The organism is Pseudomonas yamanorum (assembly GCF_013386765.1).
In the GTDB taxonomy this organism is placed as follows: Bacteria; Pseudomonadota; Gammaproteobacteria; order Pseudomonadales; family Pseudomonadaceae; genus Aquipseudomonas; species Aquipseudomonas yamanorum_A.
On the sequence record NZ_JACARE010000047.1, the window covers coordinates 1 to 14,243 of the forward strand.

Sequence of the window (14,243 nt, forward strand, 5' to 3'; positions counted from 1 at the left end):
TGCGCAGCAGCCCCAAAACCTGCGCATGCGGTTTTACAGTCAAACCGAGGTGGATTCTTTGGGAGTGCTTCGCACTCCAGCGGGAGCAAGCTCCCTCGCCACAGCAAGCTCCCTCTCCACAGCAAGCTCCCTCTTCACAGCAAGCCCCTCTCCACAGCAAGCCCCCTCGCCACAAAAGCAGCCGGGAGTCAGCTTAAAGCTGTCGCCCATCAACAGGCTCACCAATCGTCAGGAAATGCCCACCCGCCACATGGTGCAACGTACGCAACCCATCGTGCCCTTCGAAATGCCAGCGGCCGTCGCTGAACACCCGCTCATCCGCCTGGGCCGCCACTACTTCGGCGAGGAACAGATCATAGGTCTGCTGGTTATGCGGCTCCGGCAGCAACCGGCACTCCAACCACGCCACGCATCCTTCAAGCATCGGCGCTTCGGTGTGTTCGCCGCTGAACGTGTGCAAGCCATACGCCGCGAACTTGTCGGTCTCGCTGCCGGTGGTGTTGCCCACGGTCTGTACGATATCGGCCTGGGCCGCACACGGCACGTTGAGCACGAAGGTGCCGGCACCTTCCAGCAGTTGCCGGGTCCAGGTGGCCTTGTCCAGCACCACGGCGACTTTGGGCGGTTCGAAATCCAGTGGCATGGCCCAGGCTGCGGCCATGATATTGCGCTGGCCGTTGTGCGCGGCGCTGACCAGCACGGTGGGGCCGTGGTTGAGCAAGCGGTAGGCCTTGGACAGCGGGACGGCACGGCGATGGTTAGGGCTCATGGACGAAAGGCTCGGAAAAAAAACCTACGATACCTCAACCCTGAGCCCCGGTGACTAGCTGCTCAGTTGATTGGCGAATTGCCCCACCGCACTGACCACTTTCTGGGCACCGTCCTGGATCTCCACGATCACCGTGCCCGCCTCGGCCGCCAGGGCCAGGCCTTGTTCGGCTTGCAGGCGGCCATCGGTCATCAGCGCCACGGCGTCGCGGGCCATGTCCTGGTTCTGGCGCACCACGCCGACGATTTCCTCGGTGGCCTTGCTGGTACGCGACGCCAGTTGGCGGACCTCATCGGCCACCACCGCAAAACCACGGCCTTGCTCGCCGGCGCGGGCAGCTTCGATGGCGGCGTTGAGGGCCAGCAGGTTGGTCTGTTCGGCGATGCCGCTGATGGTCTTGACGATGCTGCCAATCACCTGGGACTGGGCGTTCAGCGCTTCGATGCCCTCGCCTGCCTGTTGCATGTGCTTGGCCAGGTCGCGCATCACATCCACCGCCTGGGTGACCACGGTGGTGCCGCGCTGGGCGCTGCTGTCGGTTTGCAGGGAGGTGCTGTAGGCAATGTTGGCCGCGTCGGCCACGGCCTGCTCCTGGTTGACCTGGTCAGTGATCACCGTGGCGAACTTGACCACTTTGTACAGCCGCTCATTGGCGTCGAGTACCGGGTTGTAGGACGCCTCCAGCCACACTGTGCGGCCATGACTGTCGATACGCTTGAAGCGGCCGGCGACGAACTCGCCAGCATTCAGGCGCTTCCAGAACTGCTGGTATTCGACGCTGTTGGCGTCCTGGGACTCACAGAATATCCGGTGATGTTTGCCCTGGATCTGCGCCAGGCTGTAGCCCATGCCATTGAGGAAACGGTCGTTGGCCGTCAGCACATTCCCGTTGAGGTCAAACTCGATCACGGCGGTGGAGCGCACCAGCGCAGTGATCAGGTTTTCGTGTTCCCGGGATGCTTCGATGGTGCGTGTCAGGTCGCTGGAGTACACCGAAAAATGTTTGATGCGTCCGTCCGAACTGCGCACCGGCTGCACGATGGAGCGCAGCCACGCTTCATCGCCGTTGCCCCGGTTCAGGCGCACGGTACCGGCGAAGTGCTCGCCACGCACCAGGGCGTTTTTGAAACGCAATTGAAAGGCGTCCTGCCTGACGTGCGCCGGTACCAGTTCTTCGATCAAGCGGCCTTGCAACTGGCTGGCCTGGTAGGCCATCTCCTGCAGAAAGATGGCGTTGACGGACTCGATGCGCCCATCCGGGTCCAGGGTCAGGGCCATCATTTCGCTTTCCAGGCTCTCCTTGACCTGTTGCAGGCTGGACAATTCTTCGCGAAGAGCGGACAGCTCCTGCTTGAGGCGGGTGTTGAACATGGACGGCACCGAGGGCAAATAAGGACAGGGATCTGACCTGCATCGGCGCTGCCCGTGTTTTCTTAAGCGCGCTTTAGCGCGCCGCCCAACTATATTTTTGCAGCGCCTCAACTGCCGTTGTTACGGCAGATACCCATGACCTGATACTGAAGGGTATTGAGCTTGCCGGTGGAGTCTTCGTAGGTCATGCGCGACGGCACGGCGTTGCACGAACGAATCGGCGGCGTGACGTTGACCACCTTGGCAATGTCCAGCTGCATGCCGTAGCGATACACCAGCACCTCGGGCGCCGGCTTACCTTTTTTCGCGGCATAGGCGGCCATGGCTTGCTCGTTGCGTTCCATCATCTGGGCGAAGGTGCGGTCGCCACCGCTCTCGGCCATAACGCCCACCGACAAGGTAAGGGCAACGGTGGCTAAAGCAATTTTCAGGCTGTTCATGAGGATATCCTCGTCTGACTTCATTAAGTAGAAAGTTCAGGCCAAGGGTAACTAACCAAGTCTGTCGGAAGGTTCACCGAACGATTACTTATTTGTTATATCCCACAAAACTTTCAAAATTGTAACTTGCCCACCACCTCGCCGTTATCTGCTATTTGCAACTATCAACCTGGGCCACACCCACAATAACGCCCATATCAAAAGAAGCTAATAGCTGCCAATACCGAGGAGCGTTACATGAGTACACATCGCACATTTCCCCTTTCAATCATCGCCGCCCTGGCCGGCCTTGCGCCGCTGGCGAGCATGGCCGAGGACGATAAACCCGAGGGGTTTATCGAAGGCAGCACCTTGAACGTGCTGGCGCGTAACTTCTACTTCAACCGTGACGATCGCAAGGGCCAGTCAAGCCCCACCGGCAATGGCTACTCCGAAGCCTGGGCCCAGGGGTTTATCGGCAAGTTCGAATCCGGGTTCACCCAGGGCTCGGTGGGTTTCGGCCTGGATGCCTTTGCGATGTATGGCCTGAAACTCGACTCCGGCACCGGCCGCAGCGGCGGCAAGGGTTCGTTCGGCGTGCTGCCGGTAGACAGCGACAACCACCCCGAGGACGGCTACAGCAAGCTCGGTGGCGCGGTAAAAATGCGCCTGCTGGATACCGTGATCAAGGCCGGTGACGTGTTCCCGCTGACCCCGGTGGTGGCCTACGGCGACGCGCGGGTATTGCCGGAAAGCTTTCGCGGCGTCACTGCGCAAAACACCAGTATCGAGGGCCTGAGCCTGCAGGCCGGGCACCTGAACGGCATGAGCCAGCCCACCCAAAGCGGCATGGACAAAGGCTTTGCGACCTTTTACGCGGGCAAGGTGGATTCGCCCTGGATCGGCTACGCCGGCGGCGACTACCAGGTGAACAAACACCTCAGCGTCAGCCTGTACACCAGCCGCCTGAAGGACGCCTGGGACCAGTACTACTTCGGCAGCGCCGCCAGTTACCCGCTGAACGATGACGTGTCGCTGTTTGGCGACTTCAACTATTACAAGGCCGTGGACGAAGGCAAGAAACGCCTGGGCGAGTTCGATAACAACATCTGGAGCGCCAGGCTTGGGGTCAAGATGGGCGGCCACAGCCTGGCCCTGTCGCACCAGCGCAACAACGGGGATGACGACTTTGACTACCTGCGCATGTCGGACTCGATCTTCCTCAACAACTCGATCCAGTACAGCGACTTCAACTCGCCCAAGGAACGCTCGTGGATGCTCACCTACAACCTCGACATGCAGGCGTTCGGCATCCCCGGCCTCTCGTTCATGACCCGCTACGGCAAGGGCACCGGCGCCGACTACAGCAACGCCAACGCGGTGTACATGCGCCGTGACGCGGCCGGCAACCCGCTGACCGATCAACGCCGCTGGGAGCGGGATATCGAAGCCAAGTACGTGGTGCAGGGCGGCAACCTGAAAGACCTGTCGCTGCGGTTGCGCCAGGCGACGGTTCGCTCCAGTGCGTTTGAGTCGGACCTGGAAGAAGTCCGGCTGATTGTCGAATACCCGCTGGCGATTCTCTAAACGATGCTCTTTGTAGGAGCGAGCTTGCTCGCGAAGGTCGCTAACGATAACGCGGGGCATCTGGCTTGACGCGGCGCCCTCTGGTTCTTCGCGAGCAAGCTCGCTCCTACAATTGAATAACATCTGTTCACAATTTGAAGCCTGTCAGAACTGTAATATGTGCCTCACCTTCTCGTTAAGTTGAACTTCATATACTGGACCCAACTAACGGCACCCGCCTTATTTGGAGAACAGTCATGAAACCACGTCACCTGTTATTGATCAGTTTCCTCGGCGCTACTTCCACTTTCGCCCTCGCTGATGACGGCGCCGACCGTTCCCGGCAGTTCCTGGCCGAGTTTCGCCAGCAACAGCAGCAGGTCCATGGCGAACAAGCCGTGGCCCAGACAACCCCCGCCGACGCAGAGAAGCAACCCATCTGAACGGCGCACACCGAGCACATTCATCTCTGAAGCTTTTGTGTAGCTCCTTTGGAAAGAGATGAATTTTTAACGCCCCGGATGGGGCGTTTTTTTTGTCCGCCGGTTTACCGCAACAACCAGTCACAAACTGGCTGATTGACCCTGAAGCTACTTCAGCCTTCAGGCTGCCGAGCATTCAAATACCCCCTCTCTCTTCTCATTAAAAGGTAAACCCCCATGCGTATCCTTGTAGTTGAGGACGAGCAAAAAACCGCCGCCTACCTGCAGCAGGGCCTGACCGAAAGCGGTTACGTGGTCGACTGCGCCGCCAGTGGCGTGGACGGCCTGCACCTGGCCGGGCAACACGCTTATGAACTGGTGATTCTCGACGTCAACCTGCCGGCCAGGGACGGCTGGGACGTGCTGGAGCAACTGCGCCGCGACAGCAACCAGCGGGTCATGATGCTCACTGCCCGTGGCCGGCTGGCCGACAGGATCAAGGGCCTGGACATGGGCGCCGATGATTACCTGGTCAAGCCCTTCGAGTTTCCCGAACTGCTGGCCCGGGTGCGCACCCTGTTGCGGCGCAGCGAACACATACCGGTGCCGGAAGTATTCCGTGTGTCGGACCTGGAACTGGACCCGCGCCGCCACCGCGCCTATCGCGGCCCCCGGCGCATCGACCTGACCACCAAGGAATTCGCCCTGCTGCATGTGTTGATGCGCCAGTCCGGCGAGGTGCTGACCCGCACGCAGATTATTTCCCTGGTGTGGGACATGAATTTCGACTGCGACACCAACGTGGTGGAAGTTTCCATCAGCCGCTTGCGGGCCAAGGTGGATGACCAGAGTGACGTCAAGCTGATCCATACCATTCGCGGCGTGGGTTATGTGCTGGAGGCCCGCCAATGAGATCCAGCAGCCTGTCGATGCGCCTCGGGCTGACGGTGAGCCTGATGGGCGCCGGCCTGGTGGTGTTGCTCGCGACGCTGGCGTACCTGGCGCTGACCCACGAGCTTGAGAAACTGGCGCGCAAGGGCCTGGAAAGCAAGATGGAGCAGATCCAGCACAGCCTGGCCCAGGGCCTGAGCACCGGCGACATCCGCGCCCGCCCCCATTCGTTGATGGACCTGGTGATGGGGCATGACAATTTCTACCTGACCATCGTCGGCACCGCGCCCGATGAAGCAGTGCTGCTCAGCATCGGCGCCAAGCCCCAGGAACCGCTGCTGACCGACTTTGCCCCACGCCAGAACCTCGGTTACCTGAACTGGAACGACAGCAACGGCAATCAAGTGCTCAGCGCCTCCAGCCTGATGCGCCTGGCCAGCGGCGAACGTGTGCGGGTGTTGCTGTCGCTGGACCGCATGGACGATCAGGCGCTGCTCAGTGCTTACCTGCGCTCCACGGTGATCGCCCTGCCGCTGCTGTTGCTGCTGATCGGCATCGGTGCGTGGTGGGTGGTGCAACGCGGGCTCGCGCCACTGCAGCAGTTCAGCCGCGTGGCCGCCAAGGTCACCACCCAGGACCTGACTCACCGGCTGGCTGTGGATAACTTGCCCAAGGAACTGGGCGAGTTGGCCCAAGGCATCAACTTCATGCTGCAGCGCCTCGACGGCGGGGTGCAGCAGCTGTCGCAGTTTTCCGATGACCTGGCCCATGAACTGCGCGCGCCACTGACCAATTTGATGGGCAAGGCCCAGGTGACGCTGTCCCGGGAGCGACCGCCGCAGGAGTACAAGGCGGTGCTGGAATCCAGCACCGAAGAGATGGAACGCCTGGCGCGGATCGTCTCCGACATGCTGTTTCTGGCGCAGGTCAGCCACCCGGCGGCGCGGGTGTCGTTTGCGCCGGTGGCCCTGGCCGATGAAGCGCGCCGGGTGATGGAGCTGTTCGCCTTGAGTGCCGAAGACAAGCAACTGACCCTGAGCCTCAGCGGCGATGCCTCGGTGCATGGCGACCGCCTGATGATCCAGCGGGCGATTTCCAATTTGCTGTCCAATGCCATCCGGCATACCCCGCACGCGTCCACGGTGTCGTTGCAGGTGGAGACCCACGGGCAGCAGGTGCTGCTGTCGGTGGGCAACCCAGGCCCGGGGATTGAAGCGCAGCACCTGCCGAACCTGTTTGAACGTTTCTACCGCGTCGACAGCAGCCGCGCCCGCTCCGAAGGTGGCACCGGGCTGGGGCTGGCGATTGTGCGGTCGATCATGACCCTGCATCAGGGGCGGGCTGAAGTCAGCAGCAAGCCCGAGAATTTCACCGAGTTTCGACTGGTGTTTCCTCTTCACACCAACGCTATCTGCCAATAAACCAGTGTGGAGAGGGAGCTTGCTCCCGCTCCACAGGTTATTGGTCAGGCATCAGGCGGTCTTCCTGTTCCTCACGTCGATGTGCCCAGTGATACAGCGCCGGCAATACCAGCAGCGTCAGCAGCGTCGACGAAATAATCCCGCCAATCACCACCGTCGCCAGCGGGCGCTGCACTTCGGCGCCGGTGCCGGTGGCCAGGGCCATGGGGATAAACCCCAGGGACGCCACCAGCGCCGTCATCAACACCGGGCGCAAGCGCGTCAGGGCGCCTTCGTTGATCGCCACCGACAATGAGCGCCCTTCTTCCCGCAGGTTGCGAATGAAGGCAATCATCACCAGCCCGTTCAGCACCGCCACCCCGGACAGCGCAATAAAGCCCACGCCCGCCGAGATCGACAGCGGAATATCCCGCAGCCACAGCGCCATGATCCCGCCGGTCAACGCGAAGGGAATCCCGGTAAACACCAGCAGCCCGTCCTTGAGGTTGTTGAACATCATGAACAGCAGCCCGAACACCAGCAGCAACGCCACCGGCACCACGATGCGCAAACGCTCGGACGCTTCCTTCAACTGTTCAAACTGGCCGCCCCAGGTGGTCCAGTAACCCGCGGGGATTTTCACCTGGGTGTCGATGGCCACGCCGGCCTCTTCGACAAACGAGCCGATATCCCTCCCGCGCACGTTGGCGCTGACGATCACCAAACGCTTGCCGTTTTCGCGACTGATCTGGTTGGGGCCAAGCACCAGGTCCAGACTGGCGACTTCCGACAGCGCGATAAACCCCAACTGCCCCGCCGCGTTATTCGCCAGCGCCGGAATCGGGATCAGCAACCGCGACAGGCCTTCGATATCGGTGCGTAGCGCGTCGGACAAACGCACGACCATGTCAAAACGCCGGTCGCCTTCGTACATCGTCCCGGCCTGGCGCCCACCCACGGCGACGGCAATCGTGTCTTGCACATCGCCCACGTTCAGGCCAAATCGCGCGGCCTTGTCGCGGTCGATATTGATGGTCAGCACCGGCAGGCCGGAGGTCTGTTCCACCTTCACTTCCGAGGCGCCCTGGAGGGTTTGCAAGGTCTCGGCGATTTCCCCGGCGGTCTTGTTGAGCACCGCCATGTCATCACCAAACACCTTCACCGCGACGTCGCTGCGCACCCCGGAAATCAGTTCGTTGAAGCGCAACTGGATCGGTTGCGACAGTTCATACACGCTGCCCGGCACAATCGCACTGGCGCGCTGGATGTCGGCGATGATTGCCTCGCGGGACTTCTTCGGGTCGGGCCACTGGTCCTTGGGCTTGAGCATCACGTAGCTGTCGGAGATGTTCGGCGGCATCGGGTCGGAGGCGATTTCCGCGGTGCCGGTGCGGGCAAATACCCGTTCGATTTCCGGCACTTCGGCCATCAAGGTTTTTTCCAGTCGCTGCTGCATGTGCACCGATTGCGTCAGGCTGGTGCCCGGCACGCGCAACGCTTGTTGGGCGAAGTCGCCTTCGCTGAGGCTGGGGATAAATTCGCTGCCCATGCGGCTGGCCACCAGGCCCGATGCGACGATGGCCAGCACCGCCAGGCCGAACACCAGCGGCCGGCGCGCCATCACCCCATCCAGCACCGGCGCGTAGACACGCCGTGCGGTGCGCATCACCAGGTTTTCTTCTTCCTTGACCTTGCCGGTCACGAACAGCGCAATCGCCGCCGGCACAAAGGTGACAGACAGAATCATCGCCCCCAGCAGCGCGATCACCACGGTGAACGCCATCGGATGGAACATTTTCCCGGCCACGCCCGTGAGCGCAAAGATCGGCAGGTACACCACCATGATGATCAACTGCCCGAAGATCAACGCACGCCGAGCTTCCTTGGCCGCCGCGAACACTTCATGCAGGCGCTCGCTGCGCGTCAACAAACGCCCATGGCGCTGCTGGGCGTGGGCCAGGCGGCGGATGGCGTTCTCGACAATCACCACCGCGCCATCGACGATAATCCCGAAATCCAGGGCGCCGAGGCTCATCAGGTTGGCGCTGACCTTGTTGGTGAACATTCCGGTAAAGGTGAACAACATGGCCAGGGGAATCACCATCGCGGTGATCAACGCGGCGCGGATGTTGCCCAGGAACAGGAACAACACCGCCACCACCAGCAGCGCCCCTTCGAAGAGGTTTTTCTTCACGGTGCTGATGGCTTTTTCCACCAGGTTGGTGCGGTCGTAGACGGTGATCGCCACCACGCCTTCAGGCAGTGAACGGTTGATCTCTTCAAGTTTTTTCGCCACGGCCTGGGACACGGTGCGGCTGTTTTCACCGATCAGCATGAACACCGTGCCCAGCACCACTTCACGGCCATTTTCCGTCGCGGCGCCGGTACGCAACTCACGGCCAATATCGACCTGGGCGACGTTGCGCACCCGAATCGGTGTGCCGTCGGAGGTGGTGATCACGATGTTGGCAATATCGTCGATGGACCCGACTTGCCCCGGCGCGCGGATCAGCAATTGCTCGCCGCTGCGCTCGATGTAGCCTGCGCCGACGTTGGCGTTGTTGCGCTCCAGCGCGGTGACCAGGTCACTCAAGGTCAGGTTGTAGGCCGCCAGGCGCTTGGGGTCCGGGGCGATCTGGTATTCCTTGGCAAAGCCGCCGATGGTATTGATCTCAGCCACGCCGGGCACGTTGCGCAGTTGCGGCTTGATGATCCAGTCCTGGATCACCCGCAGATCGGTCGGCGTATACGCTGAGCCGTCTTCCTTGCGCGCGCCGTCTTTCGCCTCCACGGTCCACAGGAAAATTTCCCCGAGCCCGGTGGAAATCGGCCCCATCATGCTTTCAATTCCGTCGGGCAATTGCTCGCGGGCCACCTGCAAGCGCTCGTTGACCAGTTGGCGGGCGAAGAACAGGTCGGTGCCGTCCTTGAAAATCACCGTGACCTGGGACAAGCCCGAGCGCGACAGCGAGCGGGTCTGCTGCAACCCCGGCAGCCCGGCCATGGCGGTTTCGATGGGAAAGGTGATGCGTTGCTCGGTTTCCAGCGGCGAGAACCCCGCCGCCGCCGAGTTGATCTGCACCTGGACGTTGGTGATGTCGGGCACGGCGTCGATGGGCAATTTCTGATAGCTGGCGATGCCGACACCGGCCATCAACAGCACCGCCAGCAGCACGATGATGCGCTGCTCGATGGCAAATTGGATAAGGCGCTCAAACATGGGGAATCACTCGCAGGATCAATGGGCGTGCTCGGCCGAGGCCTTGCCCAACTCGGACTTGAGGATGAAGCTGCCGACCGTGGCCACCTGCGCCCCGGCGTCGAGGCCCTGGCGCACTTCGACGAAACCGTTTTCGCTGACGCCCAATTCAAGATGGCGAGTCATGAAGCCGTCGGGGGTGCGCACAAACACCGAGGGTTTGTCCTCGACGGTCTGGATGGCTTCCTGCGGGACCGTGACCTTGGCCTGGTAGGTGTCGGTGGCGACCTGCACGGCGACGAACAAGCCTGGGCGCCACGAGTCGTCAGGGTTCTGCACCGTGACGCGCACGGTGGCGGTGCGGGTCTGCTCCCCCAGCAAGTTGCCGACATAGGCCACGGTGCCCAGCACTTCGGTGCCCATTTCCGAGGAGGTGACCTTCACCGGCTTGCCGACCTGGACCTTGTTCAAGTCCTTGGGAAACACGCCAAAGGTGACCCACACCTGGGACAGGTCCGACAGGGTGAAGGCGTTGCTGGTCTCGCTCACCACCTCGCCGACACCCAGGTGTTTTTCCACCACCACGCCGTCGAACGGCGCACGCAGTTCGTAGCGATTGCCGCCGACCAGCACGGCGCTGCCGCTCAGGGCATTCATCTTTTGCCGGGCATTGTTCAGGGCGATTTCGGACTCTTGCAGTGCCTGGCGCGCCAGCAGGTAATCCTGTTCAGCGGAGATCTTGTCCTGCCACAACTGGCGCTCGCGCTGGAAGGTGGTGCGGGCCAGTTCGACCCGGCGCTGGCTGGCCGCCAGCTCGCTGCGCTGATCGGAAATCTGCTGGCTGGCGATCACCGCCAGCAGCTCGCCTTTCTTCACCGATTGCCCGAGGTTGACCTTCACCGACTCCACCACACCAGCGGCACGCGGGACGATGTGGGAAGTGCGGTCTTCGTCAAAACGCACCTCACCCGGCAGTGACAGCATGGTGCTGATCTGCCGGGATTGGGCCGGGGCGAGTTGAATGCCGGCGGCCTGGATTTGCTGGTCGGTCAGTTCGAGTTTGCCTTCTTCTTCCGCCTCGGCCGCACCGCTGAGGGTCGGCCACGCCAGCAGCAGCGCAACGGCCAGCGCCATCCTGTGTTTGTTGTTCATGGAACGCTCCTGAATAAATCAAAACCGGGCGAGGTCGCCGTAAATCCGTTCGATGCGCACCCAGGCTTCAGTGGCCTGGGCGGTGGCCGCGAGGTATTGGGTACGGGCCGCAATCAAGGTGCGCTGGGCGTCGAGCACGTCGAGGAAGTTGAACTTGCCCATCTCGAAGCCACGGGTGGCGCTGTCCACCGCGCTTTGGGCGGCGGGCAGGATCTGTTGGTTGAACGAACGCACTTCGGTATTGGCGGTTTGCCAGAGGTCCAGGGCCTGGCGAGTCTCGGTGCGCAGGCGCAGTTCGGCGGCGTTGCGCAGGTCGCGGGCCTGGTCGGCGCGGCGACTGGCGGCAAGCACGTTGCCCTGGTTGCGGTTGAACAGCGGGATCGGCATCGACACGCCCACCACGTTGACCCGCTCGCGCACGCTGGCGTCGTATTGGCTGCCGATGGACACGTCGAGGTCGGGAATGCGCTGGGCTTTTTCCAGGCCCAGGGCCGCCTCGCCCTGGACGATTTGCAGCTCGGCCAGGCGCAGTTCGGCGGTTTGTTCCAGGCGGGCCAGCAACCGCGCGGGCGACGGTAATGTCGGTGCCGCCTGAGCCTGGGTGGCTACCGCCTGGAAGTCGGTGCTGGCGGCGCCGGTGCTGGCGGCGAGGCGGCGATAGGCGTCGGTCAGGCCCATCTGCGCGCGGTTGAATTCCAGGCGGATTTCCGATAGCTGCACCTGGGCCCGGGTGGCTTCCACCGGGGACGATTTGCCGGCGGTGACGCGACCGTTGGCCACCACCAGCCCTCGCTCGGCCAGCGCCAGCGAGCGTTGGGCCAGGTCGAGGCGTTCCTGGGCCCGAAGTGCGCCGTAGTAGCCGTCGATGACCTCCGCCCGCAGGACGTTACGGCGCTGTTCCAGGGTCAGCGCGGCCGCCTCCTGGCCGCGAGTGGCGACATCAATTCGTGCGCCGCGCTTGCCGCCCAGTTCCAGAGTCTGAGTCAGTTTGACGGTGGTGGTGCGTGAGTTGCGGCGGGTGTCTTCGGCATCCCAGGAGGCCACCGGATTGGGGATCAATCCGGCCTGCTGGCGACCGCCCTGGGCGATGTCGATTTCCCATTGCGCAGCGGCCATGTCGGGGTTGTTGGCGAAGGCGGTTTGCAGGGCCGATTCGAGGGTCAGGGTTTGCGCCGACGCCTCTTGAACCGTCGCGGTGGCGAATAAAAAGACAGTCGACAAGGCGCCTGCCACCCACAGTAATTTGCGTATGAAAGTTGGCATAACAAGAGTTCCATGCCCATGAATTAACAGATGGGCAATGTAACTTTCGGTACTTATCAGAGGAGTGGCCAGAACATTACAAATCCGTTAGCAACGGCTCTGCGTCGGGCTTTTGCTTTAAGCTGCGGCCAACTTTTCCACTGCCCAGCGGGATCCTCGACATGCGTATTCTGGTTATCGAAGACGAACCTAAAACCGCCGATTACTTACATCAGGGATTGAGTGAAAGTGGCTATATCGTCGACTGTGCCGCCACCGGTGCCGACGGTTTGCATTTGTCCCGCCAGCACGCTTACGACCTGGTGATGCTGGATGTAAATCTGCCGTTGATGGATGGCTGGGACGTGCTGCAGCGCATCCGTGAGAACAGCAGCACGCGCATCATGATGCTGACCGCCCAGGGCCGCCTCGCCGATCGGATCAAGGGCCTGGACCTGGGCGCCGATGATTACCTGGTCAAGCCGTTTGAATTCCCGGAATTGCTGGCGCGGGTGCGCACCTTGATGCGCCGCAGCACCCAGTCGCCAGTGCCGGATGTGTTGCGGGTGGCCGACCTGGAATTGGATCAGGGCCGCCACCGGGCATTTCGCGGTTTACAGCGCATCGACCTGACCACCAAGGAGTTCGCCCTGCTGCATTTGTTGATGCGCCAGAGCGGCGTGGTGCTGTCCCGTACGCAAATCATCTCGTTCGTGTGGGACATGAACTTTGATTGCGACACCAATGTGGTGGAAGTGTCGATCCGCCGCCTGCGGGCGAAGATCGATGACCCGTTCGAGCGCAAGTTGATCCATACCTTGCGCGGCGTGGGTTATGTGCTGGAAGACCGCGAGTAAGGGTCAGGCGTGCACCTCGTCATGCTCGTCGTGGTGAAAGCCGGTGCCCTCCACCTGGATGGTGGCGTGGGAAATATCGAATTGTTCATGCAGTAATTCCGTCACCTGGCTGAGGATCTGTTGCTCGCTGCCTTGGGCCGAATCCGCCACCAGATGCGTACTCAGCACGTTCTTGCCGCTGGTGAGCGCCCAGATATGCAGGTCGTGCACCTCCGTCACCCCGGGAACGCCGCGAATCGCCTGCTCCACCTTGTCGATATCGATGCCGTCGGGCACGCCTTGCAGCAGCACGTTCATGCTTTCCTTGAGCAGGGTCCAGGTACGTGGCAACACCCAGAAGCCAATCGCCGCCGCGACCACCGAATCCACCCAGCCCCAGCCGGTGTACATGATCAGCAGCGCGGCGATGATCACGCCGATGGACCCGAGCATGTCGCTCCAGACTTCCAGGTAAGCGCCCTTCACATTGAGGCTTTCGCCGCTGGCCGCGCTTAACAGGCGCATGGAAATCAGGTTGACGATCAGCCCCAGCACAGCGATCACCAGCATGCCCGTGGACTGGATTTCGGCGGGCGCCTGCAGGCGTTGATAGGCCTCATAAAGGATGTAGAACGCCACGGCGAACAGCAGCAGCGCATTAAACGCCGCCGCCAGTATCTCGAAACGCGCATAGCCGAAGGTGCGCTTGCGGTCGGCGGGGCGCTTGGCCACCTGGATCGCCACCAGGGAAATTGCCAGGGCCAGGGCGTCGGTCATCATGTGCGCGGCGTCGGACAACAGCGCCAGGCTGCCGGTGATAAAGGCGCCGATCACCTCGGCAATCATGAAACTTGAGGTCAGCCCCAGGGCCATCCATAACTTGCGTTCGTGGCCGGCGCGTACTTGGGCGTGGCTGTGTCCTGCGCTCATGAAATGTCCTCGTGGGTAGTAGTCCGCTTGATCATAGAGCTATAGG

Annotated in this window: 12 protein-coding genes and 1 pseudogene; 5 read left to right on the plus strand and 8 right to left on the minus strand. The window is 61.9% G+C overall.

What is annotated here, in order from left to right; translation table 11 throughout:
- Positions 1–193: 193 nt before the first annotated feature.
- The 4 genes and pseudogenes from HX875_RS28410 to HX875_RS28420 all read right to left on the minus strand — a co-directional run bounded on the left by HX875_RS28410 (position 194) and on the right by HX875_RS28420 (position 2,580).
- A complete protein-coding gene (locus tag HX875_RS28410) occupies positions 194–769 on the minus strand; it encodes a flavin reductase family protein (RefSeq protein WP_177047840.1) in 576 nt (191 codons plus the stop codon).
- 54 nt (positions 770–823) lie between these two features.
- A complete protein-coding gene (locus tag HX875_RS33280; protein ID WP_371317243.1) occupies positions 824–1,255 on the minus strand; it encodes a methyl-accepting chemotaxis protein in 432 nt (143 codons plus the stop codon).
- 108 nt (positions 1,256–1,363) lie between these two features.
- Positions 1,364–2,140: pseudogene (locus HX875_RS33285) on the minus strand (PAS domain-containing protein); the annotation flags it as partial.
- Positions 2,141–2,247: 107 nt separating this feature from the next.
- Positions 2,248–2,580, minus strand: a complete 333-nt coding sequence (locus tag HX875_RS28420; RefSeq protein WP_177047842.1) for a DUF2790 domain-containing protein — start codon at positions 2,578–2,580, stop codon at positions 2,248–2,250.
- A gap of 237 nt (positions 2,581–2,817) precedes the next feature.
- On the opposite strand from HX875_RS28420, the gene HX875_RS28425 reads away from it, so the two are divergent.
- The 4 genes from HX875_RS28425 to HX875_RS28440 all read left to right on the plus strand — a co-directional run bounded on the left by HX875_RS28425 (position 2,818) and on the right by HX875_RS28440 (position 6,859).
- A complete protein-coding gene (locus tag HX875_RS28425; RefSeq protein WP_177047843.1) occupies positions 2,818–4,146 on the plus strand; it encodes an OprD family porin in 1,329 nt (442 codons plus the stop codon).
- A gap of 236 nt (positions 4,147–4,382) precedes the next feature.
- Positions 4,383–4,568 (plus strand): hypothetical protein, encoded by a 186-nt coding sequence (locus HX875_RS28430; RefSeq protein ID WP_177047845.1) that lies wholly within the window; start codon positions 4,383–4,385, stop codon positions 4,566–4,568.
- Positions 4,569–4,784: 216 nt separating this feature from the next.
- A complete protein-coding gene (locus HX875_RS28435; protein WP_177047847.1) occupies positions 4,785–5,459 on the plus strand; it encodes a heavy metal response regulator transcription factor in 675 nt (224 codons plus the stop codon).
- On the plus strand, positions 5,456–6,859 hold the full coding sequence (locus HX875_RS28440; RefSeq protein WP_177047848.1) for a heavy metal sensor histidine kinase: 1,404 nt from the start codon (positions 5,456–5,458) through the stop codon (positions 6,857–6,859). Before HX875_RS28435 ends, HX875_RS28440 begins: the two co-directional genes overlap by 4 nt.
- A gap of 37 nt (positions 6,860–6,896) precedes the next feature.
- On the opposite strand, the gene HX875_RS28445 is transcribed toward HX875_RS28440, so the two are convergent.
- From HX875_RS28445 to HX875_RS28455, 3 genes are read right to left on the minus strand one after another with little or no spacing between them, the layout of a single operon-like run.
- Positions 6,897–10,058, minus strand: coding sequence for a CusA/CzcA family heavy metal efflux RND transporter (locus tag HX875_RS28445; RefSeq protein WP_177047850.1), 3,162 nt, complete (start codon positions 10,056–10,058; stop codon positions 6,897–6,899).
- 18 nt (positions 10,059–10,076) lie between these two features.
- Positions 10,077–11,189: an efflux RND transporter periplasmic adaptor subunit gene (locus tag HX875_RS28450; RefSeq protein WP_177047852.1), complete on the minus strand. Its 1,113-nt coding sequence runs from the start codon at positions 11,187–11,189 to the stop codon at positions 10,077–10,079.
- Positions 11,190–11,207: 18 nt separating this feature from the next.
- The gene (locus HX875_RS28455) at positions 11,208–12,452 is read right to left on the minus strand and encodes a TolC family protein (protein ID WP_177047854.1); all 1,245 of its coding nucleotides are present in this window, start codon (positions 12,450–12,452) and stop codon (positions 11,208–11,210) included.
- A 161-nt stretch (positions 12,453–12,613) separates the two neighbouring features.
- On the opposite strand from HX875_RS28455, the gene HX875_RS28460 reads away from it, so the two are divergent.
- The gene (locus HX875_RS28460; RefSeq protein WP_177047856.1) at positions 12,614–13,288 is read left to right on the plus strand and encodes a heavy metal response regulator transcription factor; all 675 of its coding nucleotides are present in this window, start codon (positions 12,614–12,616) and stop codon (positions 13,286–13,288) included.
- Between the two features lie 3 nt (positions 13,289–13,291).
- Here the strand turns inward: HX875_RS28460 and HX875_RS28465 are convergent, their stop codons facing one another.
- The gene (locus HX875_RS28465; protein ID WP_177047858.1) at positions 13,292–14,197 is read right to left on the minus strand and encodes a cation diffusion facilitator family transporter; all 906 of its coding nucleotides are present in this window, start codon (positions 14,195–14,197) and stop codon (positions 13,292–13,294) included.
- Positions 14,198–14,243: the final 46 nt, after the last annotated feature.

What these genes read in the sequence shown, in the direction of transcription:
- HX875_RS28410 (WP_177047840.1), bottom strand. Translation starts at nt 769, where the DNA reads ATGAGCCCTAACCATCGCCGTGCCGTCCCGCTGTCCAAGGCCTACCGC.
- HX875_RS33280 (WP_371317243.1), bottom strand. Translation starts at nt 1,255, where the DNA reads ATGCGCGACCTGGCCAAGCACATGCAACAGGCAGGCGAGGGCATCGAA.
- HX875_RS28420 (WP_177047842.1), bottom strand. Translation starts at nt 2,580, where the DNA reads ATGAACAGCCTGAAAATTGCTTTAGCCACCGTTGCCCTTACCTTGTCG.
- HX875_RS28425 (WP_177047843.1), top strand. Translation starts at nt 2,818, where the DNA reads ATGAGTACACATCGCACATTTCCCCTTTCAATCATCGCCGCCCTGGCC.
- HX875_RS28430 (WP_177047845.1), top strand. Translation starts at nt 4,383, where the DNA reads ATGAAACCACGTCACCTGTTATTGATCAGTTTCCTCGGCGCTACTTCC.
- HX875_RS28435 (WP_177047847.1), top strand. Translation starts at nt 4,785, where the DNA reads ATGCGTATCCTTGTAGTTGAGGACGAGCAAAAAACCGCCGCCTACCTG.
- HX875_RS28440 (WP_177047848.1), top strand. Translation starts at nt 5,456, where the DNA reads ATGAGATCCAGCAGCCTGTCGATGCGCCTCGGGCTGACGGTGAGCCTG.
- HX875_RS28445 (WP_177047850.1), bottom strand. Translation starts at nt 10,058, where the DNA reads ATGTTTGAGCGCCTTATCCAATTTGCCATCGAGCAGCGCATCATCGTG.
- HX875_RS28450 (WP_177047852.1), bottom strand. Translation starts at nt 11,189, where the DNA reads ATGAACAACAAACACAGGATGGCGCTGGCCGTTGCGCTGCTGCTGGCG.
- HX875_RS28455 (WP_177047854.1), bottom strand. Translation starts at nt 12,452, where the DNA reads ATGCCAACTTTCATACGCAAATTACTGTGGGTGGCAGGCGCCTTGTCG.
- HX875_RS28460 (WP_177047856.1), top strand. Translation starts at nt 12,614, where the DNA reads ATGCGTATTCTGGTTATCGAAGACGAACCTAAAACCGCCGATTACTTA.
- HX875_RS28465 (WP_177047858.1), bottom strand. Translation starts at nt 14,197, where the DNA reads ATGAGCGCAGGACACAGCCACGCCCAAGTACGCGCCGGCCACGAACGC.